This is a genomic window from Mesorhizobium silamurunense, from assembly GCF_014843905.1.
GTDB lineage: Bacteria > Pseudomonadota > Alphaproteobacteria > Rhizobiales > Rhizobiaceae > Mesorhizobium > Mesorhizobium silamurunense.
This window is the reverse complement of the sequence record NZ_LPVS01000067.1, coordinates 1-23,879: the sequence shown is the minus strand read 5'-3', so window position 1 is coordinate 23,879 and position 23,879 is coordinate 1. Positions and strand designations below refer to the sequence as shown.

At 61.7% G+C, this 23,879-nt stretch carries 17 protein-coding genes and 1 pseudogene; 5 read left to right on the top strand and 13 right to left on the bottom strand.

The features are described 5' to 3' along the window. Positions 1–17: 17 nt before the first annotated feature. From AU465_RS18105 to AU465_RS18060, 10 genes are all read right to left on the bottom strand, one after another. Positions 18–2,036, bottom strand: coding sequence for a cadherin domain-containing protein (locus AU465_RS18105; protein ID WP_192250565.1), 2,019 nt, complete (start codon positions 2,034–2,036; stop codon positions 18–20). Between the two features lie 149 nt (positions 2,037–2,185). Beyond that, positions 2,186–3,691 carry a lipopolysaccharide biosynthesis protein gene (locus tag AU465_RS18100; protein WP_312891279.1) on the bottom strand — a complete coding sequence of 502 codons (1,506 nt, stop codon included), beginning with the start codon at positions 3,689–3,691 and terminating at the stop codon, positions 2,186–2,188. 57 nt (positions 3,692–3,748) lie between these two features. Then, a complete protein-coding gene (locus AU465_RS18095) occupies positions 3,749–4,696 on the bottom strand; it encodes a sulfotransferase family protein (protein ID WP_192250562.1) in 948 nt (315 codons plus the stop codon). Positions 4,697–4,760: 64 nt separating this feature from the next. Continuing rightward, the gene (locus AU465_RS18090; protein ID WP_192250559.1) at positions 4,761–6,080 is read right to left on the bottom strand and encodes an HlyD family type I secretion periplasmic adaptor subunit; all 1,320 of its coding nucleotides are present in this window, start codon (positions 6,078–6,080) and stop codon (positions 4,761–4,763) included. Further along, the gene (locus tag AU465_RS18085) at positions 6,077–8,128 is read right to left on the bottom strand and encodes a type I secretion system permease/ATPase (protein ID WP_246506230.1); all 2,052 of its coding nucleotides are present in this window, start codon (positions 8,126–8,128) and stop codon (positions 6,077–6,079) included. Before AU465_RS18085 ends, AU465_RS18090 begins: the two co-directional genes overlap by 4 nt. Positions 8,129–8,327: 199 nt before the next feature. Next, positions 8,328–9,695, bottom strand: coding sequence for a polysaccharide biosynthesis/export family protein (locus AU465_RS18080; RefSeq protein WP_246506228.1), 1,368 nt, complete (start codon positions 9,693–9,695; stop codon positions 8,328–8,330). 139 nt (positions 9,696–9,834) lie between these two features. Beyond that, a complete protein-coding gene (locus AU465_RS18075; protein WP_192250556.1) occupies positions 9,835–11,055 on the bottom strand; it encodes a glycosyltransferase in 1,221 nt (406 codons plus the stop codon). Positions 11,056–11,243: 188 nt separating this feature from the next. Continuing rightward, entirely contained in the window at positions 11,244–12,794 is a 1,551-nt protein-coding gene (locus AU465_RS18070; protein WP_192250553.1) for a hypothetical protein, read from the bottom strand. A gap of 452 nt (positions 12,795–13,246) precedes the next feature. Continuing rightward, on the bottom strand, positions 13,247–13,810 hold the full coding sequence (gene nusG, locus AU465_RS18065) for a transcription termination/antitermination protein NusG (RefSeq protein WP_192250550.1): 564 nt from the start codon (positions 13,808–13,810) through the stop codon (positions 13,247–13,249). Between the two features lie 20 nt (positions 13,811–13,830). After that, positions 13,831–15,921 (bottom strand): GumC family protein, encoded by a 2,091-nt coding sequence (locus tag AU465_RS18060; protein ID WP_192250547.1) that lies wholly within the window; start codon positions 15,919–15,921, stop codon positions 13,831–13,833. Between the two features lie 410 nt (positions 15,922–16,331). Here AU465_RS18060 and AU465_RS18055 point away from each other — a divergent pair, with 410 nt between their 5' ends. Together AU465_RS18055 and AU465_RS37480 are read left to right on the top strand one after the other, a co-directional pair. Continuing rightward, a complete protein-coding gene (locus tag AU465_RS18055; RefSeq protein ID WP_192250544.1) occupies positions 16,332–16,901 on the top strand; it encodes a hypothetical protein in 570 nt (189 codons plus the stop codon). A gap of 490 nt (positions 16,902–17,391) precedes the next feature. Then, entirely contained in the window at positions 17,392–18,135 is a 744-nt protein-coding gene (locus AU465_RS37480; RefSeq protein WP_192250541.1) for a Crp/Fnr family transcriptional regulator, read from the top strand. A gap of 48 nt (positions 18,136–18,183) precedes the next feature. On the opposite strand, the gene AU465_RS18045 is transcribed toward AU465_RS37480, so the two are convergent. Both AU465_RS18045 and AU465_RS18040 read right to left on the bottom strand, forming a co-directional pair. Further along, positions 18,184–18,660 carry an aminomethyltransferase family protein gene (locus AU465_RS18045; RefSeq protein ID WP_192250538.1) on the bottom strand — a complete coding sequence of 159 codons (477 nt, stop codon included), beginning with the start codon at positions 18,658–18,660 and terminating at the stop codon, positions 18,184–18,186. Then, complete coding sequence (locus tag AU465_RS18040) at positions 18,653–20,224, bottom strand: glycine cleavage T C-terminal barrel domain-containing protein (protein ID WP_312891283.1); 1,572 nt, start codon at positions 20,222–20,224, stop codon at positions 18,653–18,655. Before AU465_RS18040 ends, AU465_RS18045 begins: the two co-directional genes overlap by 8 nt. Here AU465_RS18040 and AU465_RS36645 point away from each other — a divergent pair. Further along, on the top strand, positions 20,212–20,439 hold the full coding sequence (locus AU465_RS36645; RefSeq protein ID WP_246506226.1) for a hypothetical protein: 228 nt from the start codon (positions 20,212–20,214) through the stop codon (positions 20,437–20,439). The genes AU465_RS18040 and AU465_RS36645 overlap by 13 nt on opposite strands. A 258-nt stretch (positions 20,440–20,697) precedes the next feature. On the opposite strand, the gene AU465_RS18030 is transcribed toward AU465_RS36645, so the two are convergent. Further along, a complete protein-coding gene (locus AU465_RS18030; protein ID WP_192250532.1) occupies positions 20,698–21,816 on the bottom strand; it encodes an NAD(P)/FAD-dependent oxidoreductase in 1,119 nt (372 codons plus the stop codon). A 229-nt stretch (positions 21,817–22,045) separates the two neighbouring features. Between AU465_RS18030 and AU465_RS18025 the strand changes: the two genes are divergently transcribed. Together AU465_RS18025 and AU465_RS18020 are read left to right on the top strand one after the other, a co-directional pair. Continuing rightward, positions 22,046–23,422, top strand: a complete 1,377-nt coding sequence (locus AU465_RS18025) for an aspartate aminotransferase family protein (RefSeq protein WP_192250529.1) — start codon at positions 22,046–22,048, stop codon at positions 23,420–23,422. A 249-nt stretch (positions 23,423–23,671) separates the two neighbouring features. After that, positions 23,672–23,830, top strand: a pseudogene (locus AU465_RS18020) (GlxA family transcriptional regulator); the annotation flags it as partial. Positions 23,831–23,879 lie beyond the last annotated feature (49 nt).

The window sequence follows — 23,879 nt, the reverse complement described above, 5'->3', positions numbered from 1 at the left end:
CAACGCGCCTCGCCGGATCAGGCGAGCAGCCAATCGTTCAAATGGAATTCGTAGATCTTGCCGTCGTTCTCGGTCGGGTGGGAGTCGTTGTCCACGCCGCGATCGACGATGTAGAGGCTCATTTGATGGCTCGGATCATCGCTGCTCGGAGCAAGCGCCAGTCCCGCCGGTTTTTTCGCGTTGGCGGCGGAGATATCGAGCGTGCCCAGCAGATCCCCGGTTGGCGTCACCATTGCCACCGAGTTGCGTGACACGATGACATAAAGCAGGTCGTGGACCGGATCATACGCGATGCCCCCGTCAGCAGGGGTTCCGAGCGATTGTACAGAAAAACTCGTCACGACATCATCGCCGCCCGTGCTTGGGACGCCGTCGAATTTGCCGTTCTGGCCCGGAGCGATGGTGTAAATCCTATGGGTTGAGCCATCCTCGAGATAGAGCACTCCGCGGTTTGTGTCGTAGGCAAGACTCTCCGAATCCGAACTGCCGAACGCGGAAGTCTTGAATGAGGTCACGATATCGTCGGACGTGTTGTAAAGCCCATCTTTGCCTGGGTTCAACTCGTAGACGCTCTTCGTGCCGGTATCGTCCGAGAAGAAGAGATGGTGGTTCGTCGGATTATAAGTGACCCCGGCCGGCTCGTCGGAGAAATTGATGGTGGTGAGCGTACCCGCCAGGGTGCCGTTCAGATTCATCTGGTAGAGATTCTTGCCGGTGAAAATCGACATCTCGTCGACTTCGCTGTCGGCAACCAGCAGCGTGCCGAGGTGAGAAATATAGACGATGTCCGTAGGGTCGGGGCTCGGCGGCGACCACTGCGAAGTCAGGATGGTATGAGCTAATGTCACGGATGTCGGCAGCTGGCCGCTGCCACCGGTGACGTCAACCGTGAAGGTGTGCGTGGCGATACTGCCATCTGACGATTTGGCTGTGACGTGGAGATTGATTGACGGCTCGTTTTGGGCATCGAGCGTGCCGGGGCTCGATAGCGTGATGACGCCGGTGCTGGAATTGATGGCAAATCGCGTGTCATCGATGGTGGTGTAGGTGACCGTCGATCCGGCATCGGGATCCGAGGCCGAAGCGGTGATGCCGATGGCAGTGCCGGCGGCGGCGTTCTGGGAGATTTGGTTGGCCGCGGTGTTGGCATCCGGCGGCGTGTTGAACGCGACCGGCTCCGGGCTGTCGAGGACAGCGAGGGTGAAAATCTTGGTAGCGGTGCTGCCGTCCGACGAGGTTGCCTTCACCGTCAGGTTGATCGACGGCTGGGTCTCGAAGTCGAGGGTGCCGACAGACGATCGCGTGATGACGCCGGTGCTGGAATCAATGGCAAAGCGCGCATCGTTGATGATGCTGTAGGTGACGGTCGATCCATCGGGATCCGAAGCCGAAGCGGTGATTCGGGTCGGGTCGCCGGCCGCGGCGAGCTCGGCGATCTGATTGGTGGTGGGATCGGCATCGGCAGGCGTGTTGAAGGCCACGGGATTTCCGGATCCCGGCAAGATATATTCGATGTGCAGCAGCGGTGCGCTCGCCGGATTGTATTCGTAGGAATCGGCCGTGCGCGTGCCGGTGCCGGTGATCAGAAACGCCATGTCGTTGAGCGCCGCCCAGGCCGAGCGGTTGACGATCTCCTGGACGATCGCAGAGAGGTCGGGCGTGCGCTCGGCCAGGCCCTGTTCGCCTATCGTGGTCCACGGGTCGGGCGCCCAGGCCGTGGATGCAGAGGTCCTGGGAAGGGAAGACACATTGAAGCTGGCGGTGGTGAAGGGGTTGGCGTCGTCGGTGTTGTCGCCCTGGATCAGCAGCGAGGCCGCGCCGGTCTTCACCTCATTGGCCTGGAACTGGATATAGGCGCTGGTGATGATGGCGCCCTGTGGGATGTCGATGCCGGTGAAGCGGATGCCGACCGTCTGGCGGGTGCTGCTGTCATAGCCCAGCTCCAGGTCGTTGATGTTGGTTCCGATCGTACCGGAGCCTTTCTCCTCGACATCGTCGCCTGCGCTCGCCACCCGCGTTTCGAATAGTTCAGTCATGATAAGTCCCCTTTCCGCATTTTCCCTCGGTTAACAACGGAACCTCCTGGTGCCCGACCGGGCGTCAGGCCGACCCATGATCGAGCAAGGAGATGATGTCGTTGCGCGTGAAGAACCTGATCCTCGGAACTAACCTCGAGTTCCGCTGGTCAGTCTGTTGCCTGCTTCATCCTGGGCCAGGCTGGAGCGACCGCGGCGAGCAAGCGCAGCAATGATTTCCCGTCCCGTCCAAGGAACAGCGACGGCAGGATCCAGCACAGCAGCAGGCCCCCGACAGATGCCAGCAATGCCGTATCGATGAGCAACGGAAGTGGAGATAGCTGGAGGTCGCGCAGCCATTCCACAAATGCCCAGACGCCGGCTCCGACGACGCAAGCGAGTGCGAGGCCAGGCAGATGGATCAGGAAGAAATCCGCCCATGTCATTCCAGTCACGCGCAGGCTCAACTGTGCCATGAGGAAGAAATTGATCCCGAAGGCCGCGCCGACGCCGAACGCCACGCCTTCTACGCCCCAGAGCTGCCCTATGAGGGACCCGACGAAGACACCGATGGTGAAAACGGCCTGGCGCCAGGCGCGGGCGTAGACCGTGCCTGTTGCGCGCGAGACGGAATCGCTAAGCTTGTAGCTCGTGCGGAACAGCATGCTGAACGCCAGGATCTGGAGTGGGGCGACAGCCCCTTGCCATCCCCGCCCGAGGATCACCAGAACCAGTTCGGGCGCGACGATCGCTACGACCACGCTGGCCGGCAGGACAAGCAGGGCGCAGCCTGCGACGGCGCTGCGATAGGCGCGAGCAAGCCGCACAGGCTGCTCCTGGACCAGTGCCATGGTCGGGAACAGCACGCGATCGAGAACCTGACCCACGATGACCGCCGGCGTCGTCATGAGCTGTGACGACAGGCCGTAGAGGCCGAGCGCATCGGCGCCGAGCCAGCGGCCCACGACCAACCTGTCCGCCTGCGTGGCGAGGTAGTTGCATACCCGGGCAATGGTGAAGCCGCTTCCGAAATAGAGCAGTTCGACGATCGCGCGCCGCTCAAGCAAAGGCCGCATCGGATGCGGCTGACCGACGAGCAGCACGATCATGCGGATGAATTGCTGGATTAGCAGCGCGCCGACAAGCGCCCAGATGCCGAAGCCTAGCCAGGCCAGGATCGGACCGGCAACGACGTAGCCCGCGGCAAAGGCACAGGCGTCGATGAGGGCGAGCCAACGGAACCGCAGCGCGCGCTGGGCCGCGGCCAAAGCCACCATGGAAGCCCCTTGAAAAAGAAACACGAAGCAGATCGCCCGCACGACGGGGGCCAGATCGGCAAGTCGAAGGAGATCGGCTATGGCGGGTGCCATCGCCCAGACCAGCGCGGACACGGCGAGCCCGAGCGAGCACGACAAGGTGAACCCGACCCGAAGGTGTCGGTCCTCCAGCAGCGGTCGCTGCACGATCGCTGGGGTAATGCCAAGCCCTTGGAAAATGGCCGAAAATTTGATGATGATCAGGGCTGCGGAGTAGAGGCCGAACTCATTGGGCGAGAGCAGCCGGGCCAGGATGACGAGAGCGACAAGCTCCGCGACAGCGAGGGCACCCATGGACAGGGCCGTCCAGAACATGCCCACGACGCTGTGTTTTGCCAGCCCGCGCCGGTTGTCGCTCACGCCTCTCTCCTTACTCGACCCACCAAAAGCGGCAGCCAATGCGTCTCCCGGAACCGCTCAGCGGGAGGACGGAATATCCGGATGGCCGTGCTGAAACGCCAATGGAGCCCGCGTCGGTCGCGAGTCATGCTCAACGAGAAGGGACGGGATCTCGTAGCGGTAGAACTCCATCTCATCCCGGACCTCCGGGATGATCGCCGCCAATTCGCTAGGATTCAGGCGGAGCCACTTCTGCTGGCGGCCGGGATCGATCATCTCCTTCGCCGCGCGAACAATGCAATCATCGCAGTCGAGGCGGCAATGCTCAAATATGCTCCGCAGAACCCGCTCGGGATCTTGGATGAGATCCTCATAGCGGAACGAGAATACGCGGCCGTTGCCCAGCCTGGCGAGATCTTCTCGGGCCATTCGATTGCCTCGTGCCCACTGACGCGCGATCACTGTCAATTTTTCTTGCTCTTGCAAATCCCGATCTATTCCCTTGTAGCGCGGCCCGTAGATCGATGTGTATTTTCTTCGCAGTATCCTTTTGGTGACTATCTGCCTTATAACATCCACCGCGTAATAGTGAATTTGCGTGACCGGCGTGTCTTTCAAGAGTCGCAGGAGACCTTTAAAGCTCTTTGCACGCTGCCACTTAAGCTCCATGGAGCTTATATATGAGAATGGATTTCTCGTGATATACAGAAATATAGCCTCCGGAAAGATCTGATGGATAAATGGCACGCGCAAGACGTTGGCGGGCGTGTTTTCCATGATTTGCCGGTTACCATGCCGCAACTGATATTCGAGGAACCGGTGGCGAATGTAACGGACGACCTTTTCGGTGGCGTCGGCTTTGACAAATTCGTCATGACGCCGCGCCGGATCGGCATAGAGCCACAATGTCTTCGGCTCGTACCAGGTAACAACATCCGGGTGCAGCCCGATCAATTTCTGCGTAATGGTGGTGCCCGAGCGATAGTTGCCGATCAGAAAGATCGGGGGTTTCAGTTCTGTTGCCATCTTGACAGGTCTCCCTTGCCACAGGTGAGATTGCGCCGATCCGCACGACGAGCCGCGCGGCAAGCTACTGGTCCCTGAACGCGCGCATCATCTGGTCCGTCAAAGGCTTCATCAGGTATGAGAGCACCTTGCGGTCGCCAGTCCGTATGAAAGCTTCCACCGGCATGCCGGGAATGAGCGAGACAGGGCCGAGTTTCTTGAAATCCTTCGGATCGGGCGTGATGCGCACCGCGTAGTAGATTTCGTTGGTGCGCTGATCGCGCGTCACGTCGGCCGCGATCATGGAGACCACGCCTTCCGTTTCGGGCGTGGTGCGGACGTTGAAGGCGGTGAAGCGAAGAAGCGCGCGCTGACCGATCAAGAGCTGGTCGATGTCCTGGGGTGCGGCCTTCACCTCGACCATGAGGGTCTCGGTGTCGGGCACGATCAGCATGATCGGCTCCCCTGCGCCGATCACGCCGCCCACGGTATGGATTGAGGATTGATGGACCGTGCCGCTGGCGGGGGCGCGAATATCGATGCGCGACAGCTGGTCCTCGGCAGTGACCTTTCGCTCCTCGAACTCGGCAATCTTGGCCTCGACATCGCGCAATTCGCTCCCGGTCTCGCTGGAAAACTCCTTGTCCAGCTGCAGGATCTGGAGCTCGATTTCGGCGATCGCCCCCTTTGCCTGCGCCATGCTCGACACAAGCTGCGCCCGTTCGCCCTCGATGCGTGTCGCCTCGCGTTCATATTCGGTCAGCTTCGACTTGAGGGTGAGCCTCATTTCGACAAGACTGCGGATGTCGCCGAGCTCGTCGTTGATCAGCTCGATCTCCTTCGTCTTTGCCGATTCCTGCGCCGAATAGCCTTCGATCTGCTTCCCGAGTTGCTCGATGCGTTCGCGCAGGCGCGCCTTGTTGCCGGACACCTCGTTTCGACGAAGCTCGAACAGCCGTTGTTCGCTGGCCACCATGGCAGCTATCTCAGGGTCGTTCATTCCCGCGACAAGCATCGGGGCAAGCGTCATGCGCTCGCTGCCGTCACGCTCGGCCTCGAGACGGGACTTTCGCGCGTAAAGCTCATCCAGATTCTTTGTCACGTAAGCCAGGCTGGCACGCGGAACGGTGTCGCTGAGCTGGACCAGAATGTCTCCGGCCCGGACGCGGTCGCCGTCGCGGACGAAAATCTTGCCGACCACGCCGCCGGTCGGGTGTTGAACTTTCTTTTCGCTGGTGTCGACGACGACCGCGCCGTGTGAAATCACCGCTCCTGAAATGTCCACCGTCCCGGCCCAGACTCCCATTCCGCCGACGAGCAATGCGACCATGGTCATTCCGCCCAGCAGATTGCGGCGGATGGATCGCCGGTTGGAAATCGTCCGGTTCGAAAGGGCAGCTGTCATTTCCCCGTTTCCGTGTCCGGGACGGTCATCAGCTCGGCGGTCGGGGTGAGCTTGAAAACCGGCTGCAGGCCCGCGGTGACGGCCTGTGACATGGGCATGAGTTTCGACAGCACGCTTTCCCTCGTGCCGAACATCTGCACCTGGCCCTCTTTCATCACGAGCAGGAAATCCACCGTGCTAAGAATGTTGGGCCGATGCGCCACGATCGCCACGATGCCGCCGCGCGCCTTGGTTGCAAGAATGGCCCCGGCAAGCGCGATCTCACCTTCGCTGTCGAGATTCGAGTTGGGTTCGTCGAGGACCACAAGGAACGGATCGCCATACAGCGCGCGAGCCAGGGCAACGCGCTGACGCTGGCCGGCCGAAAGCGCTGTTCCGCCTTCTCCAATCTGCGTCTCGTAGCCGTTGGGAAGACCGATGATGAGCTGATGGACGCCCGCGGCGTGGGCGGCGGCGACAATTGCCTGCGGGTCCGGCCCGGGATCGAAGCGGGCGATATTGGCGGCAACCGTTCCCGCGAACAGTTCGACGTCCTGCGGAAGGTAGCCTATGTAACGGCCAAGGCGCTCCGACGACCACTGATCAAGCGCGGCGCCGTCCAGCTTGATACGGCCTCCCAGCGGTCGCCATGCGCCGACCAGCCCGCGAACGAGGCTCGATTTGCCGGAACCGCTTGGCCCTATGATGCCGAGCACCGAGCCGGCGTTGAGGCTGAATTCGACACCTTGCACGATGATACGCTGCGCGCCCGGCGCACCGATCGCGACGCGCTCCACCGTCAGATTCGAGCCGGGCACCGGAAGCGCCATCGGCTGAGCGTCTTGCGGCAACCGGGCGAGCAACTTCGCCAGCCTGCTCCAGCTCTGGCGCGCGGCGACGAAGTTGCGCCAATGGGCGATGGCAAGATCGACGGGCGCTAGCGCGCGGCCTGCAAGGATGGAGCCGGCGATGATGATTCCCGAGGTCGCTTCGCCCTGGATCACAAGCCAGGCGCCTACACCTAGCATTGCCGACTGAAGCATCAGTCGCAAGGCGCGGGCGAAGCTGCCGAAGCCGCCAACGATATCGCTGACATGCTGCTGGTGCGTAAGATGTTCGCGACTTGCTTGGCGCCAGTGGTCGTGCAGGCGTTTGCCCATGCCCATCGCCGCAAGCACCTCCGCGTTGCGGCGGCTGGCCTCGGCGAAGCTGTTGCGCTTCACGCCACTTAGGACCGCGGCGCCCATCGGTCTGCGCGTAAGGATCTCGGTCGCGACCGTCAGCGTCACCAGCACGAACGCGCCGCAAGCGGCGGTTGTCCCGAGGGTCGGATGAAGGCTCCAGATGATCGCCAGATAGAAGGGCAGCCACGGAAGATCGAATAGCGTGCCGGGCCCAGCACTCGACAGAAAAGTGCGGATGTTGTCGAGATCGCGTTGCGGCTGCAATCCATCGCCCTGCTGGCCGATGTACAAGGGCAGCCTCGAAACGGCGCTGAATACGCGTCCCCCGACCGCTTCGTCCAGTTCAGCGCCGATACGGGTCATGATGCGGCCGCGCACGAGGTCGATGACCGCCTGTCCGACAAACAAAACGCCGGCCAATATCGCCATGGCTACCAGGGTCGGGACGCTGCGGCTCGGCAGCACCCGGTCGTAGACCTGCAACATGAACATCGCGCCGGTCAGCATGAGGATGTTGCTCACGCCGCTAAAAACCGCGACGCCCGCGAACGCTGCCTTGCAGGAACGCAACGCGCAGGCCAGCTCCGAGCCGGGCGCCGGCTCCTTGATCGAAGACCGGGCGCCGACGTTCGCGAACGCGCCTGGCAAGTCGGCTCTTCGTCTCCGCCTTGCGGTGCGGACGGCTGCCATGAGCAAGCCCAGGGCCGCGACCGCGATGAAAACCAGGAGAGCACCCGGACCGGCCAGCAAGGCCAGCGGATCGGAAAAATAGCGCCAGCCAGCCACGAGGTCGGTCCAGGGGCGCGTCTGCGCGACCCTGGCGATATCAAATGGGCGCGGCAGAAACTCCGCTCCCGCAAGCGCAGCGGCGAGGAGGAGCAACATTGCACCTGGAATGCGCGATCGGACGATGAGACGGCGGCGCGAAGCCCTGCGCGACATCTTGCGGCGCACCGGAGCGCGGAGGAGGCTTAGCGGCCTCCGCTCCGTTTCGACGTGCGAATTCGCCCGGTGCGGACGGGTCCCAAAGGCCGTCAATGCTGCGCCAAAAATCACGATCAAGGTTCCGAAGATCGGTGTCGTGCTACTGGCCGACGATGCCGGGCTGGGTGGCCGGATTTTGCGCGCTGGGGGACGCTATCGTTCCGGAGTCCGGAGCGTAGAACCCCTTGTTGGCCACGACAGAAACCTCGATCACATCGCCAGCTCTCACTTCCGTGTTTTGATCGGCGACGATGTCGTGGGCGACCTTCTGGTCGCGTCTGAAAATCGAAATCTTCACCGAGCCCTGCAGATCATCAAAGGTCCTCTGTTCGCCGTAAGTGAAGATAAAGAGAAGCTTGTCGGCAACGTATCTTATTTGACTTTGAATTTTTCCCAGCTCGACCTGCGCGTCCTGAGTCTGGGCGATCAAGTCCATCTCGTGACTCTGATGCTTCTTTCGCAGCTCACTTTCCGCGTTCAGCATCGCCTGCTGCGCCTGTTCCTGCTGAAATTCGGTCTGCGCCAGTTCGGCCCGATAGCTGGTATGTGCTCTTTCCGCGGTCATGACATTCGAGTTGGTTATCAGGCCCTTTTCCCGCAGAGACCGGGCAGACTGCAGTTCTTGCAGTTGGATGTCCGCGGTCTTCTCCCGTTCTTCCCGGGTGGCGGCAACCATGGCTGCTTCCTTCTTCGCCCGATCCAGCGAGGCCTCGAGGTAGGAAATGTCATCCCGATACGCGGCAAGCCGCGCGTCCAACTGCGCCTGTTCGGACGCGATGATGCCAGTAATCAACTGGCCGGCAAACTCGACCGGCGGATCCGGCGGAGCAACGAAGGACTTATCCTGTCGGCTTTCCGCCTGGAGCCGGGCGAGACGGACCTTCAGGCGATATTCTTCGATCGCCAGATTTGCGCGCGCGCTTCGCAGATCAGCTATTTCCAGGGCCGGCTCCGTATTTCCCACGGCAGTGGCGCGAAACCCGCCTGCAATGGCCAGCGCATGTCGAACCGTTATTCCCGGTTGGAACGGGTACGATCCAGGGTGTGCCACCGTTCCGGAGATGAAAAACGGCCGGTATTGGCCGATCTCCACTTTCACGAATGGCTCGAGGATGAGCTTCTGCTGCTGAAATGCGCGCTGAATGGCCTGCGAGAGGGCAACGGTGGTGAGGCCGCGCGCTTGGACATCGCCCAACATTGGCAGAGATATCGAGCCCCGATCATCGACCACGACCTCCAGCGGATAGGATTCCTCGCCGATCACCGACACGCGCAGGACGTCACCGGTGTCGAATGTATATCCATCCGCACGGGATGCGCCCGCGGTGAGCAGAATAAAGGCAACGGCGAGACTGCCGATCATTGCGAGCATGCGGCCGACCGCGGGTTCGAATTTGGGAAGCCGTCGGCGCCAGTCCTTCATCGGCAAAGGCTTGGAAGGAAATTGCTGGTCAGCACGCATACGCATCGTCGGTACTCCGGTTATCTAGCCTGCTGCCATCGGGACCAATCGACATTCGCCGGCCGGAGCGTGACAGGAGGGTATTTGTTCGGTTTGAGAAGTAAGCCTTGGAACTCCGCGCTCCGTCGAAGGAGCAGAAGGAGGGTCAAAAACCGTGCAGCCCGAAGGTTTGCCCGGCGAGGCGGTCGCGAATTCGTGCCTTGTCCGGCCTTGCGGGCGAAAGGCTGGACTCCAGCACGGATTGATAAATCTGCTCGACGCTTTCGCACATGGACTCCAGGCCCCAGGACGACAGGTCGGTGCGTTTCGCGCCATCGGCCAGCCGAGCGCGATGGTGCTGGTTCTCGAGAAGATCGGCGACGGCCGCCGCCGCGGCGCCCACATCCTCGGCCGGCGTCACAATTCCGTTCACGCCGTGCTGGACGACCTCTTCCACGCCGGGCAAGTGCGAGACCACGCTGGCTCGACCACCCGCCAGATACTGCATCATGACGCGAGGCAATCCTTCTCGCATCGACGTCAGCACGCACACGTCCGCCAGGCTGATCAGTCGTTCGGGCTCGCTATGGTAGCCGATCATGCGAATGTTGTTTGCGAACCGGGAGCGTTCAATCGCCGATGCAACATCCGATCGCGCCGGTCCGTCACCCGCAAGGAGCAGTCGCACGTTCGGAATTCGGTCAACGACTTGCCCGAATGCTTCAATGAACTCGACGTGGCGTTTTCTCGGTTCCAGCGCGGCCAGCATCAGGACCACCGGCGGCTTTGGCTCCCCGGCGGCCGTCCCCAGGAGCAGATGCGGCTCTTGCGGCCACCGCGCGCTCGCGAAGCGAGCCAGATCGAAGCCGGAGTGGACGACATGGTGCTGATCGGGACTGCCCAAATGATTGGCGATGCAAATGTCGCGCATAGCCTGGCTTACATCGATGAAAGCGCGCGTGAACTTCGCGGCCAGGCGTTCTGCGGCGAGGAACATCAGCCTCTGTCCGCTGCCCACATGCACGAAAGGTAGAATGTGCACGCCATGTATGATGCCAGGGACATTGGCTTCCCTGGCGGCGAAGCGGCCGACGATGCCGGCTTTGCTTTGATGCGTGTGCACGATGTCGGGCCGCCAATCACGCATAAGGCGGGAGAGGCGCCCGAAGGCAGAAATGTCGCGGGATGGCGAAATCGGGTTGATGAGTTTTTCCAGGGTCACCACTCGAAGGGCTCCGGTAAGGGATGCCCGTAACCTTGGGTCGTATTCCGCGCCGTGAACCAGGAGCACTTCGTGGCCGTGCCGCGCCTGAGCGAGACAGCAAGCCAACGTGTTCTCTTCGGAGCCGGCTCGAAGCAGTCTGGTGAGCACATGAACGATCTTCATTTGGTTGTACCTCAGGGACATGAAATCCGGGGGCGGCGCATTCGGGAGATCGAGCGGACCGAGCGGGAGCTTCCGAGGCTCCTTCCGCGGCTTTTCGGGCGCGGCCGGGATCGCCTGTCGTGGGACGCGATCGTGGAAAACTGCACGTTCGAGGATGATGCGGGACGGATGGACCGCCTGTTTGCCTCTCAGAGAGACAGCCAGATATGCCTGAACAATTCGCGGCCGACCGCCTCTATGCCGGCGCTTGCGTCAACGGTTCGGATATCCTTGTCCTGCGCCCGCAGCTCCGCCATCAGTGATAGCCGCGCATCGAACGCTTCTTTCCTGATGTCCCCGGGCTTTCGTTGCTCGGAGACGGCAAAATCTGAAACGAGGTGCAAGACGAGGTGTGGGCGGCGTTCCGCCATCTTCTGATAGAGTCGCTGCTCAAGCCGGGCGAGAGCTGACAAGCCTGGAATGGAGAACAGGCGAGCGGGGATGGTCGGCCCGTCCAGATATCCCCTGCACAGCGCCTGCGGCCACCTGTCACAAATGACGATCAGGCCGCGCGTCGCCCATCGATGCGCACGTTTCACGACAGCGTATCGCTCGAACGCAATCAAGACCGCCCATAATGCCAACGCGACAGCGACAACGCCTCCCTTCGACCAAGCTCGGCCGGAGGAATCTTTTCCATCGTTCTGGGCCAGGGACTTCAGGCGGCGTCTATGGGGAAAGGCCACACTCTGCAGCGCCTTGCGCAGCCACCATCCATTGCCGTCGCCAGTTCCCACATAGACTTGCGCGCACCCGAATTTCCACCCGAATGTCTGGGCCAGCCGGCCAGCCTGAGTGCTCTTGCCCATGCCATCGGGACCTATCAAGGCCACCACGAAGCCACCGGCCGCGGGCCGTCTCTTTGGTGGAAAGCGCCCCGGCATCGAGCGCTGAAGGAACCTCAGGGCGAGATAGGAGGTCTTGCGCGCCAGATGGACCGCGGCATCGGCGATTGCGAAGCGTCCCGTGTAACCACACATTTCCCGGATCGAACGCCGCAGCCTGGCCAGGTCGCCGCGGTGGGCGACCAGACCGTCAGCGCTTTGCAGGAACCTGCAGCGCACCGTTCCTGCGCCGCCAAACGTGCACTCCACGACTTGCACACCTTGCTCGTCGGACGGCAATGGCAGGCGAGCAAAGTGCTGCTTCCAACCTTCATCGACGCTGATCCATTGCTTCCAAGGCATCGCCCAGGCCCGGAAGGCGAAACGGGCAATCGCTATTCGAAGCTCGTCCTCGGGAGAGACCACCGGAACCGACACGCCGTCGACAGAAATCGACTCCCATCGCGTGATCGCCGCATAGTCGAATGCCGGATAGCGCTTACGAAACTCCCAGCCGACCCGGGCACCGATATGCATGTCGAGATGCAGATACCGGCCACGCGAGAAGTCAGGCAGGAACCAATCCTCTCTGCCGGCGCAGACATTATCGTAGCAGGAGAGGCTCACGCTGCGCCGACCGTGCAATTGACACACGATCGAGCAGAAGGCCGGGTAGTCATGCTTGTCCAAAAGGACATCCAGATCATCCCGGCCGGCAAATCCGTCATGCAGGGACGCGAGATCCTGAATTATTCCGTACTTCAGGCCGGCTTCATTGAATGCCCGAAACAATTCGCTGGCAATCGGCAGCGCCGGCACCGTTTCGATCGGCCGGAACGCGCTTCCATCAGTTTCTGCTTGGCCTGACGCGTCCACGCCGAGTGCCCTAGCCGAGGCTGATCCATTCGCCCCCGCCGCCGACGCTTCCGCCAGGATCCCTGCCTTGGCCTCCGGAGCCCAGCGGCGATACTGTTGCGGCTGCAGACGATCCCGAAGGTCTCCGGGCCCGGCCGGGCGGAAGGCTGCCGATGTGGACTTGCGTGGAGTTTGCAAGGGATTTCCCGTGATTGATCGCCGGCGAGCGTCATTCGCTCGTCGTCGTCGGAAACGTCTTGGAATTGGCGCGAGGAAGTCCAAACCCCTTGGTGGGCCGGTGTCTCACGGATGTCGCACGACCAATCGTCTCAGTGCCGGCCCGCAGGTTCTGACGTCGCCTTCGCAGGCTGCCGCACCGAGGGTGAATTGGGTGCCAACTCATCACTCCCTGCCGAACGGTTTCGGCATCTTCCGAAAACAAAAAATAGTGAGTGAAAACTCACCAACTATTTTCAAGAAACTATGGACAATTTGTCCCTATCAATAGTGATAGGAATCGATCGGTTCATAATGTCGAGAAGAATTCTGACGGCTCCAGCGCTTCCGACATGATCAAGAATCCCAAGCTGGTCCGAAAACGGCCCATCTATGATCCTGATTCTCTGGCCCGGCCTCAACAGAATGTCCGGGTGCAAGATTCCATCGTCGTCGGTTACTGATATCAAGGACTCAACCACACCATGTGGCGCCGGTATCGGCATTCCCTTGCTCATGACCAGCTTTCGGACGCCGACGGTTGAATTGATCGGGTACCAGCTCTGCTGATGGACAGCCAGTGAGACGAACAGATAGCCGTCGAAATACGCACTGGAGACGGTCCTGACGCTGCGGGCATGCCGGACGGTTCGCCTGCGCTTGGGCAGATAGGTCCGGAAGTTCTGCGACAGCAGGTGCCGCTCGGCCAGGCTCTCGGAATGCTGGTGCGTCTGGACCACGCACCACCGCGCAGCCTCGCCGCCGTCAATTTTCCCCGTCGGCGCTGGAAAACGATTGTCGTATAGGTCAGTGTGCAGCATGGCGAAATACTGTCTCTTCTCTAATTGAGGTAGTAACTGTCCGAGACGCTGCTTTCGAGCGACGTGTAACGGCCATATCTGGGCAGCTTCGGCTCATCCACCATCGTCAGGGCAATGCCGGCAAGCTTGGACCGATCGCCAATATGTCGAATTGCTTCGGCGACGGCCTCGCGCGAGGTTTCCCGCCACCTCACGACGAAGACGACCTTGTCGACATGCCTCGCCAGGATCGAGGCATCGGCGGCGGGGCCGACAGGCGGCGCGTCAATGATCACCGTGTCGAATTTTCCCCGAACTTCATCAAGGAGCGAGCGCATTCGCGCCGAAGAAAGAAGGGCAGGTGGGTTGCGGGTCCTTGCTCCTGCCGGCAACAGGGAAATCCCCGAGCGTTCGTCTAGATGGATTGCGTTTGCGGCCTTCACCGGCAACGTCAGAAGATCGACCAATCCGACCTTGTCAGCCATGCCGAAGAAGGCCGTGGTGGCCGAAAGGCGCAAGTCCGCGTCGATGACCAGAACCCGTTCGCCGTCGGCAGCGGCCGAGCAGGCCAGGCTCAATGCCAGAGTTGTCTTACCTTCGCCGGGCATCGCCGATGTCACGAGCATCAGGCGCGGCGGACCGTCGAGTTCCGTCGCTGCCTGGATACCGAGGCGAAGCCGCCGCACCGCTTCGCTGTACCTGGATAGCGGTTTGCGCTCGAGATAGGCCACAGGCTGGACATGGACGTCCTTCGACCAACCCGACATCCTTGGCATCGACGCAAGAACCGGAACGGCCAATTCGTCCTCGATCTGCTTCTTTGCCATGAAGCCGGAAGCAAAAAGCTCACGCAGAACGGCGCCGGCGCCCCCGAAGAAGATGCCGAAGACCAGACCCAAAGCCGCAAAAAGAGGTCTGTTCGGGAAGCTTGGCGAACCCGGGACGCTGGCATCGGTGATTACCCGCACGCCGCTGTTGAGGAGGGTGGATTTCTCCTCGGTGAGCTTGGCGCGTGACAGGAACGTCTCAAAGAGCTCCTTGTTCGCGGCGGCAATCCTCTCCAGATCGCGCAACTGGACGCCAACCTGACCTTCGACTTCGGATCGGTTGGACACCGAGTCCAAGGCGCGTGTCAGAGAAGCCTCCCTGGCTTCGGCGGCATCGACCTCATTCTTCAGATTGCCGACGAGGCGCTGGACTTCGGCGGCGATCTGTCCCTCGATGTCGCGGCGCTCGGCTTGAGCCGACAAGACCTCGGGATGTCGTTCGCCATATTTCAATTGAAGGTCGGCTTCCCGCCGGGTCACTCCAGAGAGCTGAGCCCGAAGTGCGTTGATCACCACGGACTGCAACACGTCCGGGATCGACTGGATGTCACCCCCAGCAGCCCGCAGCTTGTCAACTTGTTGATATTGCGCCCGTTTCGCCGACAATTCGGCGCGCGCATTGATCAAGGCGACGTTCAATTCGGACAGTTGCTGGTCAGTCAAGCTGCCCGCCGGCGTCGCCAATAAATTGTGATCGATCCGAAACTTCTGGACAGCTTGTTCCGAACGGCTGAGCTCCGCTCGCAGATAAGCGGCCCGGTCGCTGAGCCATGTGGAGGCTTTTTGCACCCCTTCGTAACGAGACTTTAGTCGATCGGCGACGTAGGCCTGGGCAATCGCATTCGCGAGCGATGCTGCTTTTTGGGGGTCGTATACGCTGACATCAATCTCGATGACATTTCCAAGCCCGACGCGCGAGACCCCCAGCTCGCTCTGGAGCCATATCAGTGCCGCCGGCCCGATCTTAGGGTCTTGCGTCAGCTTCTCGCTGTCGACGACCTGCTGAAGAAGTGAGGCAGACCTCAAGACTGCAATCTGACTTTCAATGAATGTTGGATTGTCGGCAAAGTCGGAGTTGGAATAATCTTGCGGGGTCATATAGTCGATCGGAGCATCGAGTAATATTTGTGAGACGCCTGTATAAGATGGCGGGATAACATAGGCAGCGATTACAAATAAGCCGAAGGTGATGACGGCAATTCCGCACACCAGCTTCCATCGCCGGAGAAAGAAATCGAAGACCTCCCTGATATCGAGCGGCAGGAATTCCCGGATCATCATCGGATTGTCAGTTGGACTTGCCATTTCCGAATCCTTACGATCAGCAACACAACTCCCACCCCCTCAGCGTCGGCTGAGTGGCCTTCACTTCAAAATGATTCGGGCAGTTAGCTGTTAAGCGCGCTGAAACGCATGAAACGTAAGGCTTAGTGCCCCGCCGGCATGTCCAAATCGCCCTTTTGCGCCCACTGACCGATCGTCTCACCGGTTAAGCCAGAAACATATCAGCTTCGCGGACAGCCCCGCCATTACCATTATTGAGTAGTAAATCGGCTAAAGGTCGATCTGGTCTACCCTGTATGCCTTTCAGAGCTTTAGAGCGTCGCCGGGACACCTTCCTGTCGCGCTTCAGGGAGGTCTACCATAACGCTACGATCGTCAGGGGTGCTCCCGACGATGAGAGAGCGGCTGGCCTCGGCGATTCTGAGGTGGACATGGACACTTACAGCGAAATCGTTCCGTGGTTTCTAGGTTGGGCGCTCAGCAGCACCGGAGTTATTCTTATGCTGGCAGCAATCCTGCCGCTTATGTTTCTTCTTAGGGGCCGGCCGTTGGGCTACGGAGCCCTTGCCGCCCTAATCGGGGCGGTGACATTGATATTGTTCGGTATCGAAAATTCGGCGGGAGCGGTCACTGCCATTCTCGCCTATTGCGTGCTGGTTTCATTTGCCCTGCTTTCCACCTGGAGGCGTTTGAAGCAAATCGAGGACCGCCTCGCATTGGTCATGTCGGCAATAGAGGGCCTGGAAGTCGCAGAGGAAAGGCGGCAGACTTACAGCGCCAAGCGTTCGCACCGGAAGCCGGCGGCCGGAACGATCGAGCAAACCGTTTCGCCCGCTGCTGCGGACAACCCAGGAAAAGAGACGCGATATATTCCCGGACCGCCTTGGCAAGAACTGCAAGCGTTCGGTCCACGATCGGAATCCGCGGCTCCGGCATCAACACAACCGGCAGGACGCAATTTTGCTTTATCGTCGGATCGAAGCCCTAACGACAAGTTCTAAGACAAGGATCTTCGGTTTGCCGGTAGGTCCACGGGCAACTTGTCCGGATCGAGTCGATAAGTGAGTTGTAAGGGCATGCTTCGCCGGCCGAGAAGATCGGCAGCCCGGTTCGACTTTTCACTGCGCCCGTAATGTCGCGCGCGTTGCTCTGACGAGGTACTGCCGGCCTCCCGCCAAGGATCTTTGCGGGATCCCAGCCGTCATCGCCGGCCGGAGCGCAGGTGCCGCGCTCGCAAGATCGACACAGTCGGCTTTGCACCTCGATGGCATGTGCCGTTGCGCCGCGACGTTGTTGTCTGACGTCGGCGCCGCACGACGATTTGTTCCGGAGCCATCGTGGCCTCAAGCCGAATCTGCTGCCTGCAGCGCGTTCCAATCCGCCAGGGGTGGTAGGGCTGTACCCAAAGGTGGTAGACTGCGATGCAATTCGGGATGAAGAGATAGATGGAACTTTTTGCCTAGTCTATAGTTGCAGCTTCAGGTTGACCCGGTGGGGCGGATCACGGGCTGGGGTTATTCAGGGGAAATGAGCTTATCAAAGCAGGCTCTTGGACTGGCGAGAGGACCTACGCTTGCTGACGCAAGTTGGGAAAAGGGGATTTCCGTACTGCCGGGCGCCGTGCGCCGCACCTATCCGGCCAACACGACCATTGCGGGCGAATATCACGCCAAATCCTCTATCCTGATCATGACCGCCGGCTGGGCGGCATTCGCCAAGACATTGCCGAATGGCTCGCGTCTCATCGTCGATTTTGCGCTTCCTCACGAAATTGCCTTGATCGAGTTCGCCGGAGAAGCGGGCGAAACGGTAATGGCCCTATCGGACGTTACCGCGATTGAGTTGGCTGGTCCCGTCCACACATGTTTTTTGCGCTTTCCGCAGTCCATCTGCGAAGCTATCCTGCGGGCCGAGACGCGCCGATATTCAAGGGTTGCGGAACATCTGGCAAGCGTCAGCAGAAGGGGAGCCGTTGAGCGCACGGCCCATTTGCTTCTCGAACTGGCCTGCCGCTCACAGCGATCGGCAACGAGTTATCCGGATCGCTTTGAATGCCCCCTGACCCAGGCTGAACTGGCCGACGCATTGGGGCTTTCGGCTGTGCATGTGAGTCGCGTGCTGAAGGCGCTGCGAGAGACCTCCCTGGCCTCATTCCGCAACGGCGTCGTCGAGCTGCACGACCATGCGGGGCTTATCAAAACAGCCGGATTTGATCGGTCCTACATTTCGAGCTGACGCAAGGGTCCCGGGGCATCATTTCATCCTGAACATCGCGTGACACGGCTATATCCGCAACCAATCGATCAGGCTTTGCGCAAAGCTGCGCGGCGCAAAAATATCGCAGGCTTCGGTCCCGGTGCGCAGGAGAAGCACCGGCACGTGATGGAACCCGGTCTGCAGCGCGCTGCCTGGCTTCGCTTGCGGTGAATCCCAGTCGATCGCCACACAAGCCCCGAGAACGTCGAAGGTGTGCTGCCCGCTCAGCTTGAGCCGCATCCGGCCTTCGCCGAGCGACACCGAACAGCCAAGGGCGGGATCGATCGACCAGTTCGGCTTCGATCTGCCCTCCGCAATCAGCCAGAACCGGCGCGGCGCGAGACGAACCGCGAGCCATCCGCCGACCGGTAGGGCCTCGCCGAAGGCAGCCGGCAGCGCGGCGCCCAATTGGCGCGACAGTTCGGCTTCGAACGCCGCTTGCGTCTCGGGCCAACCCTCGACCTGGACGATCGTGCAAATCTCGACGGATAGGGTTTCAGCCATGGAGCCTCTCTCCCTGTGGCTCGAGAAAGACCGGCGAGACGACGCTTGCGCGGACGGCCTCGCCCTTCATCATGTGGACCGCCACCACTTTGTCGCCCATCGCCACGTCGCCGGCGAGCAGCGCAAGGCCGACATAGGCTCCGAGCGTCGGGCTGTAGGTCACCGAGGTGATGCGGCCCCGGCCATGCCCTTTCGGGACTTCGCCCGGCCTGAAAAGAATCGCGCCGCCGCTCAGGCGCGCGTCCGCCTCCACGCATGTCAGCCCGACCAGGCGCTGCCGGTTCTGCTCGGCGAGAGCATGGCGGCGGCGAAGCACGTCGCCGACGAAACCGGAGCGCTTTCCAACCATGCGGCCGAGCCCGAGATCGTCCAGCGTCGTGCGGCCGTCGATTTCGGGGCCGGCGACATGGCCCTTTTCGACACGTAGCGCTCCCAGCGCTTCGACCCCGTAAGGCTCGAGCCCGAACGGCTGCCCGGCCTCGATCAACCGGCGCCACGCGGCTTCGCCGGCGCTCGCGCCGACATAGACTTCGTAGGCCCGCTCGCCGGAATAGCTCAGCCGGATGATCCGCAGCGCACGGCCGTCGAACTCCCCTTCGATGAAGCCCATATGCGGCAGAGCCTCGTTGGACACGTCGAGCGCGGGGAAGGCGGCGGCGAGAACCTCCCGGCCCCTTGGTCCGGCGACCGACATCGCCGCCCATTCGTCGGTCACGGAGGTGACGGCGACGCGCAGGTCCGGCCACGCCGTGTCGAGCAGGAATTCCAGCCGCGACATTACTTCGGCCGCCTTGGCGGTCGACGTGGTCATGAAGAAGCGGTGCTCGCCAAGCCTCGTCGTGGTGCCGTCGTCGAAGACGATGCCGTCGTCGCGCAGCATCACGCCGTAGCGGGCGCGGCCGACCGGCAACTTGGCGAAACCGTTCGCGTAGATCCGGTCGAGCAGCGTGGCGGCATCGGGACCCTGAACGTCGATCTTGCCGAGGGTCGAGATGTCCATCAGCCCGGCGGCCTCGCGCACGAAACGCATCTCCGCGACATAGGCCTCGTTCACGTCCCGGCCGGCGCCGCGATAGAAATACGGCCGCATCCAGAGGCCGACTTCGAGCATGTCGGCGCCGTTGGCGATATGCCAGTCATGCATCGGCGTGCGGCGGGTCGGCTTGAAATGATGGCCGACAGCCCGCCCGGCGAGCGCGCCGATGGCGACCGGCACATAGGGCGGCCTGAAGGTGGTCGTGCCCGTCTCGGGAATGGTCGCGCCGCGCAAGGCCGCCATGGCCGAGAGCGCCGGGAAATTGCTGGTCTTGCCCTGGTCCGTGCCCATGCCGAGCGTGGTGTAGCGCTTCAGATGCTCGACTGATTGATAGCCCTCGCGATGGGCGAGCGCGATGTCGCCGGTGGTGACGTCCATCTGGAAGTCGACGAAAGCCTTGCCGCGCGCTGGTGGGACGGTGCGGAACGCAGCCGTGGCCGGCTCCGCTGATTGGAACTGGAGAGCGGCCGGGACCGGCTTTGTCTTTCCACAATATGCTACGGGTCGTCCTGAAAATGATGCCGCGATTAGGGCTGGCCGAGGAATTCACGGCGTTCCGCCGGGAAATCGCGGAGGTGCTCGCAGCGGCCGAGATCGGCGACTGGGCTTCGATCGGACACATCAGGCGGGCGCATATCTCGATGAGCTTCCGGCGGATGATGCTGCACCGAAATGACAAGGGTGAAGCGTTGCGTGGCGAGGATTCGGTCGGGCTGGCGTCGTCCAGTCTTGTGAACCGGTAAGCAGCGCCTCAGCGCGCCACGAAGCCTTCATGCCCTGAAGGAAGCGAAGGAAATCCTTGCCGCCCGGAATGAGGTCCTGCTCACAGCGGCGCGGGCCTTTTTCCGAGTTCTTCTCGTGCAAGCCATTGATTGCCTCTCGTGCTGGGCTGGTGCGGACCTCCATGCAGCGCGCAAGCGCCAATGCCGATACGGTCGATCAGCGCGCCGGACAATTCGCGCATAGCGTCTCGAAGCTTTGCTTGATCGAGCTGTCCATTATTAGTTCTCCGGCGCGAGGATGCGCGTCACGTGTTCGGCGATCGCCAGGCTGGACGTCAGGCCGGGGCTCTCGATGCCGAACAGATTGACCAGGCCCTGGACACCGTGGGTCGCGCTATCCTGGATGACGAAATCGCTGTTGGCTTCGCCCGGGCCCGAAAGTTTCGGCCTAATCCCGCTGTATGCCGGCTGCAGGCTGCCGTCGGCCAATTCCGGCCAGTATTTGCGGACCGCATTGTAGAAGCGTTCGCCGCGCGCGGGATCGACTCGGTACTCGAGTGTATCTGTCCATTCGACGTCCGGTCCGAACCGGGCCGTTCCGCCGAGATCAAGTGTCAGATGGACACCGAGCCCACCCGGCTCCGGCACCGGATAGATGAGCCGCGAGAAGGGCGCCCGTCCCGCCACCGAGAAGTAATTGCCTTTGGCGTAACGAAGCGTTGGCAGGAACTGCCGGCCGAATCCCTCGAGCGAGCCGGCCAGCGCGACCGCGCCGAGGCCGGTCGCGTTGACAAGACGTGACGTGGCGATCTCGAAATTTTCGCCGTTCGTCGTGTCCATCGTCTGGAGCACGATGCGGCCGGCATCGATGCGGCCTGAAACGATGCGGGTGTTGAGCGACAGCATCGCGCCGCTTTCCTCGGCGTCACCCAGCAAGGTGAGCATAAGCGCGTGGCTGTCGACGATCCCGGTTGAAGGCGAGAGCAGCGCTTTCGTGCAATGCAGCGCCGGCTCCAGTGCGTGCGCTTCGGCGGCGGAGAGGAAACGCAGATCGGCGACGCCGCAAGCGGCGGCGCTGGCGCGTATGGTGGTGAGCACAGGCTCCTGCGCTTCGTCGGTCGCGACGATCAGCTTGCCTGAGCGCCGGTGCGGGATCGAGCGCACTGCGCAGTAGCGATAAAGCATGTCGCGTCCGGCAATGCAGAACAGGGTTTTCAGCGAGTCTCGAGGATAATAGATCCCGGCATGGATGACTTCCGAATTGCGCGAGCTCGTCTCGGTGCCGATGGCGTCCGCCGCTTCGAGGATCAGCGTATCGAGGCCTCGCGCCGCCAGCCCCCGCGCGACCGCAAGGCCAATGACGCCGGCCCCGGCCACTATGCAGTCGACCTGTTCCATATCGCGTCTCTTCGGTTGCGCAAGCCGTGCTCCACAGCCCCCGCAAGGACTTATACCGTCTCTGTCCGCCTTGGAAATCTCATGGCGCTATCGATTGTGACACAGGGGCTCTTGCAGCCGCATCCCGCCGTGATGCATCAAGCAGCAGACGCGAGGCGGATTTTCCCGATTTTCTCAACAGGGAAACGGGTTCCTATTTCCGCTTGAACGCCCGCAGACAGGAGCCATCATGGACGCCAGACCGAATTCCCCTGAAGCCCGCGATATCCGCTACCATCTGCATGCCTATACCAATGCCCGCAAGCATCAGGAGACGGGCCCGCTGGTCATCGAGAAGGGCGACGGCGTCTATGTCGAGGACATTGCCGGCAACCGCTACATCGAGGCGATGGCCGGCCTGTGGAGCGTCGCCGTCGGTTTCTCGGAAAAGCGGCTGGTCGAGGCCGCCACAAGGCAGATGTCGAAGCTGCCCTTCTATCACGATTTCGGCTCGAAGGCGCATTCGCCGCTGATCGATCTCGCCGAGAAGCTGGTGCAGATGGCGCCGGTGCCGATGAGCAAGGCCTATTTCACCAATTCCGGTTCCGAGGCCAACGACACGGCGATCAAGATGATCTGGTACCGGTCGAATGCGCTCGGCCAGCCGGGTCGCAAGAAGATCATCAGCCGCAAGCGCGGCTACCATGGCGTCACCATTGCCGCGGCGAGCCTGACCGGCCTGCCGAACAATCATCTCTCCTTCGACCTGCCGATCGCCAATATCCTGCACACCTCGACGCCGCACCATTGGCGCGACGCCGAGCCCGGCGAAAGCGAGGAACAGTTCTCCAGCCGGCTCGCCGGCGACCTGGAAAAGCTGATCCTCGCCGAGGGGCCGGAAACCATCGCCGCCTTTATCGGCGAGCCGATCATGGGCGCCGGCGGTGTCGTCGTTCCGCCGGCCGGCTACTGGGAAAAAATCCAGGCGGTGCTGTCGAAATACGACATCCTGCTGGTGGCCGACGAGGTGATCTGCGGCTTCGGCCGGACCGGCGAGATGTTCGGCTCGCAGACCTTCGGCATCAAGCCCGACATCATGGTGTTGTCCAAGCAGATCTCGTCGTCCTACCTGCCGATCTCGGCGCTGCTCATCAACGACAAGGTGTTCGAGCCGATCGCCGACGAAAGCGACCGCATCGGCACGTTCGGCCATGGCTTCACCGGCGGCGGCCATCCGGTCGCCGCGGCCGTCGCGCTGGAAAATATTAAGCTGATCGAGGAGCGCGACCTCGTCGGCAATGCGCGCAAGGTCGGTGCGCATTTGCAGGCACGGCTGCGCAAGCTGGATTCCCATCCGCTGGTGGGCGAGGTGCGCGGCGTCGGCCTGATCGCCGCCGTCGAACTGGTGGCCGACAAGGCGAGCAAGGCGCCATGGGGCAAGGCGGGAGCGCTCGGCGCCCTGGTCAACGGCTTGCTGCAGCAGAACGGCGTGATCTCGCGCAACATGGGCGACGCCATCGCCTTCTGTCCACCGCTGATCATCACCGAGGCTCAGGTCGACGCTTTGGTCGACGCGTTCGAGCGGTCGCTCGACGCCGCGCTGCCGCAGGTCCGGCCACAGGACTGAACCGATCCATCACACTGCGTCGCCCTGACTGCCACGCTTCGCGCCAGCCGGCGCTGAATTCCGGCCGGCGCGACGGCCTCGACCGCGCGTCTCCTTCCGAGACGGCCAAGTCGTTCATGGACTATCCCAGGGCGCCGGCGGCTGGCATCTTGCCATGCGCGAAAAGGGTGTTGACGACGAGATCGGCGCTGGTTTGGAAGCAATGCTTCCGAGCGCGCGCATTGTCCGCCAATAGAGCGTGAGGCAGGTATGAAAATAGCTGTTCCGGAGACCAGCCGGCTGAAGATCGGCTTCATTCTTGCCCGCTCCTTCACGCTTTCAGCGTTTGCATTGTTCGTCGACACGCTGCGCCTCGCCAGCGACGAAGCGGACAGGTCCGGCAGGGTCTTTGCCGACTGGCAGGTTCTGGCGGATTGTGTTGAAAAACTCCGGCTTGAAGCAGCTCTGAAGCACTGAT

What these genes read in the sequence shown, in the direction of transcription:
- AU465_RS18075 (WP_192250556.1), bottom strand. Translation starts at nt 11,055, where the DNA reads ATGAAGATCGTTCATGTGCTCACCAGACTGCTTCGAGCCGGCTCCGAA.
- AU465_RS18085 (WP_246506230.1), bottom strand. Translation starts at nt 8,128, where the DNA reads ATGTTGCTCCTCCTCGCCGCTGCGCTTGCGGGAGCGGAGTTTCTGCCG.
- AU465_RS18060 (WP_192250547.1), bottom strand. Translation starts at nt 15,921, where the DNA reads ATGGCAAGTCCAACTGACAATCCGATGATGATCCGGGAATTCCTGCCG.
- AU465_RS18055 (WP_192250544.1), top strand. Translation starts at nt 16,332, where the DNA reads ATGGACACTTACAGCGAAATCGTTCCGTGGTTTCTAGGTTGGGCGCTC.
- AU465_RS36645 (WP_246506226.1), top strand. Translation starts at nt 20,212, where the DNA reads ATGATGCCGCGATTAGGGCTGGCCGAGGAATTCACGGCGTTCCGCCGG.
- AU465_RS18090 (WP_192250559.1), bottom strand. Translation starts at nt 6,080, where the DNA reads ATGACAGCTGCCCTTTCGAACCGGACGATTTCCAACCGGCGATCCATC.
- AU465_RS18045 (WP_192250538.1), bottom strand. Translation starts at nt 18,660, where the DNA reads ATGGCTGAAACCCTATCCGTCGAGATTTGCACGATCGTCCAGGTCGAG.
- AU465_RS18025 (WP_192250529.1), top strand. Translation starts at nt 22,046, where the DNA reads ATGGACGCCAGACCGAATTCCCCTGAAGCCCGCGATATCCGCTACCAT.
- AU465_RS18105 (WP_192250565.1), bottom strand. Translation starts at nt 2,036, where the DNA reads ATGACTGAACTATTCGAAACGCGGGTGGCGAGCGCAGGCGACGATGTC.
- AU465_RS18095 (WP_192250562.1), bottom strand. Translation starts at nt 4,696, where the DNA reads ATGGCAACAGAACTGAAACCCCCGATCTTTCTGATCGGCAACTATCGC.
- nusG (WP_192250550.1), bottom strand. Translation starts at nt 13,810, where the DNA reads ATGCTGCACACTGACCTATACGACAATCGTTTTCCAGCGCCGACGGGG.
- AU465_RS18080 (WP_246506228.1), bottom strand. Translation starts at nt 9,695, where the DNA reads ATGCGTATGCGTGCTGACCAGCAATTTCCTTCCAAGCCTTTGCCGATG.
- AU465_RS18030 (WP_192250532.1), bottom strand. Translation starts at nt 21,816, where the DNA reads ATGGAACAGGTCGACTGCATAGTGGCCGGGGCCGGCGTCATTGGCCTT.